This window comes from Kribbella albertanoniae (genome assembly GCF_004348455.1).
Taxonomy (GTDB): domain Bacteria; phylum Actinomycetota; class Actinomycetes; order Propionibacteriales; family Kribbellaceae; genus Kribbella; species Kribbella albertanoniae.
The window spans coordinates 1-5,449 of sequence record NZ_SMKA01000412.1 but is presented as its reverse complement, the minus strand read 5'-3'; the positions used below and the strand labels follow the sequence as shown (position 1 = coordinate 5,449).

The 5,449-nt window shown below is 67.5% G+C and carries 5 protein-coding genes; 3 read left to right on the top strand and 2 right to left on the bottom strand.

The window, feature by feature from the left end:
- Window positions 1-1,073, bottom strand: a 1,073-nt coding sequence (locus E1261_RS46725) for a hypothetical protein (protein WP_238176811.1), incomplete at its 3' end; no start/stop codon positions are given.
- Window positions 1,057-2,109, bottom strand: coding sequence for a glycosyltransferase family 2 protein (locus tag E1261_RS43005; protein ID WP_132415833.1), 1,053 nt, complete (start codon window positions 2,107-2,109; stop codon window positions 1,057-1,059). The genes E1261_RS43005 and E1261_RS46725, both read right to left, overlap by 17 nt.
- A 98-nt stretch (window positions 2,110-2,207) precedes the next feature.
- Between E1261_RS43005 and E1261_RS43000 the strand changes: the two genes are divergently transcribed.
- The 3 genes from E1261_RS43000 to aceB are packed head-to-tail and all read left to right on the top strand — an operon-like array spanning window position 2,208 to window position 5,193.
- Window positions 2,208-2,762, top strand: coding sequence for a TetR/AcrR family transcriptional regulator (locus E1261_RS43000; RefSeq protein ID WP_132415831.1), 555 nt, complete (start codon window positions 2,208-2,210; stop codon window positions 2,760-2,762).
- Window positions 2,759-3,622 carry an LLM class F420-dependent oxidoreductase gene (locus E1261_RS42995; protein WP_238176809.1) on the top strand — a complete coding sequence of 288 codons (864 nt, stop codon included), beginning with the start codon at window positions 2,759-2,761 and terminating at the stop codon, window positions 3,620-3,622. The genes E1261_RS43000 and E1261_RS42995 overlap by 4 nt, the downstream gene beginning before the upstream one ends.
- A 5-nt stretch (window positions 3,623-3,627) precedes the next feature.
- A complete protein-coding gene (aceB, locus tag E1261_RS42990; RefSeq protein WP_132415829.1) occupies window positions 3,628-5,193 on the top strand; it encodes a malate synthase A in 1,566 nt (521 codons plus the stop codon).
- Window positions 5,194-5,449 lie beyond the last annotated feature (256 nt).

Below are 5,449 nucleotides of genomic sequence, written 5' to 3'. Positions count from 1 at the left end.
GGGTCGGTGAGCAGGATGGCGTGGCCGGTGGTGATGGGGGTGGCTAGGTATTCGTGGCCGGGGAGGTTGGCTACGGCGGTGCGGCAGCCTAGGGCCATGCCTTCGAAGAGGGCGGTGGTGGAGACGCCTACCTGGTACGTCGCTCGCGCGAGAAGGTCGAGTGTGTTGCCTGAGGTGGAGAGTTCGACGCCGGGGGCGGGGGTGTAGTCGGCGGCGTGCTCGCTGGGGTGCAGGCGGAAGAGGACCCGGAGTGACGGGTTCGCCTTGGCGACCGATTCGGCGACGTGTAGGAGGTCGCCGCCGGTTGTGCCTTGGGAGAGGAAGACCGCCAGCGACGGATCCTTCGGGCCGGGGGCGGGGAGGTAGGGCGCGCCTACGACGGAGGTCTGCATTCCTGCGGGAAGGTCGGCGACTGACGACCAGTACGAGCCGAAGGTCCAGAGTTCGTCCGGCTGGTCGGCGACGACCGGGCGACCGGGGTAGCTGTAGCCGAGGTGGAACGGGCTGATCGCGCCGTGCTGGAGCTCGACCACCCGGATCCCGAGATCACGGGCGGCGCCGACGATGTGCTGGTGGAAGTACGCGACGACGACGTACACGGTCTTGATGTCGTGCCGCTTCAACAGGCGGCGGTAGAGGGCGCGGAGGCGGAGATGCTTGGGCACCTCGCGGGCGAGCAGCGCGCCGACCGGTACCGAGACACCAGTCAGCTTCTGCAACGCCGCCGCGATGCCAAGGTCGTCGACCGAGCGAGAGTGGACCGCGCCAAAAGCCGACGTGAAGAAGTCGAGGTTGCGGCTGCCAGGGAGCGGTACGCCGTTGATCCCCGAGTCGAGGATCAACGCGGAGGGACCCAACAACGCGCGGAGCTCGGACGTGTAGATCTCGACACCGTCCGGTTTTCGGGGATGCGGTACCACGAGAGAGGAGTACCGGCCGAGGAACGGGTTGCGGGTCGCGAGCCCCGCCACGTGCCGCCCGATCAGACCGAGCTTGTCGCGGGCGGAACGCCGTATCGGATGTGGCACGCCGTGGATGCCGGAAAGACGCGTCAGCTCATGGAAGACGCGCATCCGGATGATCGGCCACGGGTGCGCGCCCCGGATCTGCCAGTCGAGCAGACTCAGGTCCCGCTCCACCTGCCAGATCGCCCGGCACAGGCTCGCCACCGTCGTGTTCGGCGCCGTGCCGTTCCCGGTACTCGTCATGGTTGATCCCTACTATGCCTGCCAGGCTGCCGACACCGGAGAAGAACCGGCGGACTGCCTTGAGCAGGTGCGTCTTCCGGCCGAGCAGTAGTCCGGCCAGCGCGTATCCGATCGCCGAGACCACCCGGGCCGAAGCATAGGCCAGCACCAGGACGTAGCTGACTACGCCCGGACGGATGAGCAACCTGCTGATCGTGTCACCGCTTCCGGATCGGAAGGCACGCCGTACCAGCCAGCTGAGCGTCGTCCGCGCGGCCGGGACCTCCTCGGCGATCACGGCCTCCTCGCACCAGACGATCCGGAATCCGGCCCGGTGCACGCGCAGGAAGAAGTGCAGGTCGCTGGAGCCGGTGTAGCGGAATGCGGGATGGAAGCCAGGCGTGACGGTGTGGTAGACCCGCCGGCTGACCAGCGTGTTGTTCGTGTACGCCTTGCGCATCTCCAGGCCGGTGGTGTGCCGGCCGGTTGAGTCGTGGACGTCGCTGTAGTGGTTCCACGGTGGAGCGCCTTCGGGGAGGTTGCCCTTCACCGGCCCGGTGACAACGTCGGCACCGGTCTTCTCCCAGGCGTTCAACAGCGTCGACAGCCAGTTCGGCGGCGCCACCTCGTCGTCGTCCACGAAGATCAGCGCATCGTCGTTCCAGCAGAGCTCCACCGAGCGTTCGCGCGCGAACGGGATCCCCGGCTCCGATTCCACCACCGACTCGATCGGGTACCGATCGCCGTCGAAGGCGGCCACCACCTGCGCCGCGGTGCCGTCGGCATCGTTGTCCACGACCACGATCCGGACCGAATAATCCGATCCCGCGGGCAGTTCCTGGGCCTGCAAACTCGTCAACAGACCCCGCAACAGACCAGGCCGCCTAAACGTGATTACCGCAATGGCGACACTGGTGCTCATAGTCCCCCGAGACTATCGGTCCCGCCGATGCTCCGGCCATCCGACGCCCGTCGCCTGGTTGTCGTTACCGACGCTGTACCTGTGGGTACAGTGGCGGGGTGGAGACGGTGGAGCGGTTGATCCGGAGTACGCAGGAGCTGTTGTGGGAGCGGGGGTATGTGGGGACCAGCCCGAAGGCGATCCAGGCGGCGGCCGGGGCCGGGCAGGGGAGCATGTACCACCACTTCAGCGGGAAGGCCGAGCTGGCGAAGGTTGCGATCGAGCGCTCGGGGGCTGAGATGCGGGCCGCGGCCGAGGAGCAGCTGGGCGGAGCCGGTACGGCGAGGGACCGGATCACGGCTTATCTCAGCCGCGAGCGTGAGGTGCTGCGCGGTTGCCGGGTCGGCCGGCTGACCGCGGATCCCGACGTGGTGGCGGACCCGGAGTTGCGGGCACCGCTCGACGAGACCTTCACCTGGCTACGCACCCGGCTGGCCGAAGTGGTTGCCGAGGGCAAGCAGGCGAACGAGTTCCCGGCAACGACAGATCCCGAGCGACTGGCCGCGACGATCGCCGCCGTACTGCAGGGTGGGTATGTGCTCGCCCGCGCGGCCGGAACGCCAGAACCCTTCGAGCAGGCAGTTCAAGGACTCTTGGAGTTGATCAACGCATGAGTATGAGGATCGGAGCGGTCTTCCCGCAGCTCGAGATCGGCGCGGACCCGGCCGTCGTACGGGACTGGACGCGGACGGTCGAGGACGCCGGCTACACGCATGTGCTTGCCTATGACCACGTTCTCGGCGCGGATCCGGCGAACCGTCCCGGCTGGACCGGATACACCGACAAGTCCTTGTTTCACGAGGTTTTCGTGCTGTTCGGGTACATGGCCGCGATCACGGCAAAGCTGGAACTCGTGACCGGAGTCCTCGTCCTCCCGCAACGACAGACAGCCCTCGTCGCCAAGCAGGCGGCCGAGGTCGACGTGCTCTCCGGCGGCCGGCTGCGGCTCGGCGTCGGCATCGGCTGGAACCAGGTCGAGTACGACGCTCTCGGCGTACCGTTCGCCCAGCGCGGTGCCCGACTGACCGAGCAGGTCGCGCTACTCCGCAAGCTCTGGGCCGACCCCGTCATCACCCACGAAGGCAAGTACGACCGCGTTGACCAGGCCGGCCTCAATCCCCTCCCGAGCCGGTCAATCCCCATCTGGTTCGGAGGCGGAGCGGACGCCGTACTCAAACGAACCGGCCAGGTCGGCGACGGCTGGATGCCGCAAGGCCCGCCGGACGACAAGATGCGTGCGCAGCTGAAGACCATCCGGGACGCCGCGGAGAAGGCCGGCCGCGACCCTGCCGAGATCGGCATCGAGGCACGCCTGTCGCTGAACGCCGTACCGGAACAGGACTGGCGTGCGTACGCCGACGGCTGGCGCGACCTGGGCGCCACCCACCTCTGCGTCAACACGATGAACTTCGGCCTGTCCCGCCCCGAGGACCATGCCCAGCTCCTCCGCGAGCTCCTCCCGAAGTTAGGGTGAGAGCTATGGCCATCGACGTGATCGGGACCCGGAATGAGCGGTACGACGAGATCCTGACCGAGCGTGCGCTCGGTCTGATCGAGCGGTTGCATCGCGAGTACGACGGCCGCCGGCAGGCGCTGCTGGCCCGCCGGACCGGGCGGATCGCGGCGATCGCGGCCGGTACGGACCTCGGTTTCCTGCCCGAGACGAAGGACATCCGCGACGATCCGGACTGGCGGGTCGCGCCGGCGGCGCCCGGGCTGGTCGACCGCCGGGTGGAGATCACCGGCCCGACCGACCGGAAGATGACGATCAACGCGCTGAACTCCGGCGCGAAGGTCTGGCTGGCTGACCAGGAGGACGCGAACACGCCGACCTGGGAGAACGTCGTCGGCGGTCAGCTGAATCTGCTCGACGCGATCACCCGGCAGATCGACTTCAGCACCGACACCAAGTCTTACGCGCTGAAGCCCGATGAGGAGCTGGCGACCATCGTCGTACGGCCGCGGGGTTGGCATCTGCCCGAGAAGCACATCCTGGTTGATGGCGAGCCGGTCTCCGGTTCGCTGGTCGACTTCGCGTTGTACTTCGCGGCCTGTGGACAACTGCAGTTGGACCGCGGACAGGGGCCGTACTTCTATCTGCCGAAGATGGAGTCGCACCTCGAGGCGCGGCTGTGGAACGACGTGTTCGTGACCGCGCAGGAGGCCCTCGGCATTCCGCGCGGGACGATCCGCGCGACCGTGCTGATCGAGACTTACCCGGCCGCGTTCGAGATGGAGGAGATCCTCTACGAACTGCGTGAGCACTCGGCCGGTCTGAACGCGGGCCGCTGGGACTACATGTTCAGCGTGATCAAGACGCACCGGGACCGAGGGGTCGATTTCCAGCTGCCGGACCGCAACAGCGTGACGATGACCGTGCCGTTCATGCGCGCCTACACCGAGCTGCTGGTCCGCACGTGCCACAAGCGCGGAGCGCACGCGATCGGCGGGATGGCGGCGTTCATCCCGAGCAAGGACCCGGCCGTCAACGAGCAGGCCTTCGCGAAGGTCCAGGCCGACAAGACCCGCGAGGCCGGCGACGGCTTCGACGGTTCCTGGGTTGCGCACCCCGGCATGGTCGACACGTGCCGCGCGGTCTTCGACGCCGTACTGGGTGAGAACCCCAACCAGCTCGGCAAACTCCGCGAGGACGTCGACGTCACCGCCGACCAGCTCCTCAACGTCGCCGCCACCCCCGGCGAGGTGACCGAGGCCGGCCTCCGCAACAACATCAGCGTCGCCCTGCAATACCTCGCTGCCTGGCTCGAAGGCACCGGCGCGGTCGGCATCTTCAACCTGATGGAGGACGCCGCCACCGCCGAGATCTCCCGTTCCCAGATCTGGCAGTGGCGCAAGAACGGCGTAGTCCTCGACACCGGCGCCACCATCACCACCGACCTCGTAGAACGCCTCGCGGACGAGGAAATCGCCGCCCTCGACAACCCCGCCCGCTACGAGTCCGCCAAAACCCTCTTCCTCCAAGTAGCCCTGGCCGACGACTACATCGACTTCCTCACACTGCCTGCCTACGACCGCTTCGCCTAAGCGAACGCCACAACGTCCGAAGGATCGGAGGCGGGCCCTCCGATCCTTCGGACGTTAGCGCGGCACGGCATTTAACGTCCGAAGATCCGGAGGCGGGCCCTCCGGTCCTTCGGACGTTAGCGTCGGGAGACGCCTACGGGTGCTTGGGGTAGGCGGCGTCGACTTCTACCTCGACGAGCCAGCCTCCGACGGGGAGGTTCTCGATTTCTAGGGCGAAGCGGGAGGGGCGGGATTTGTTGACGACGAAGGGCTTGGC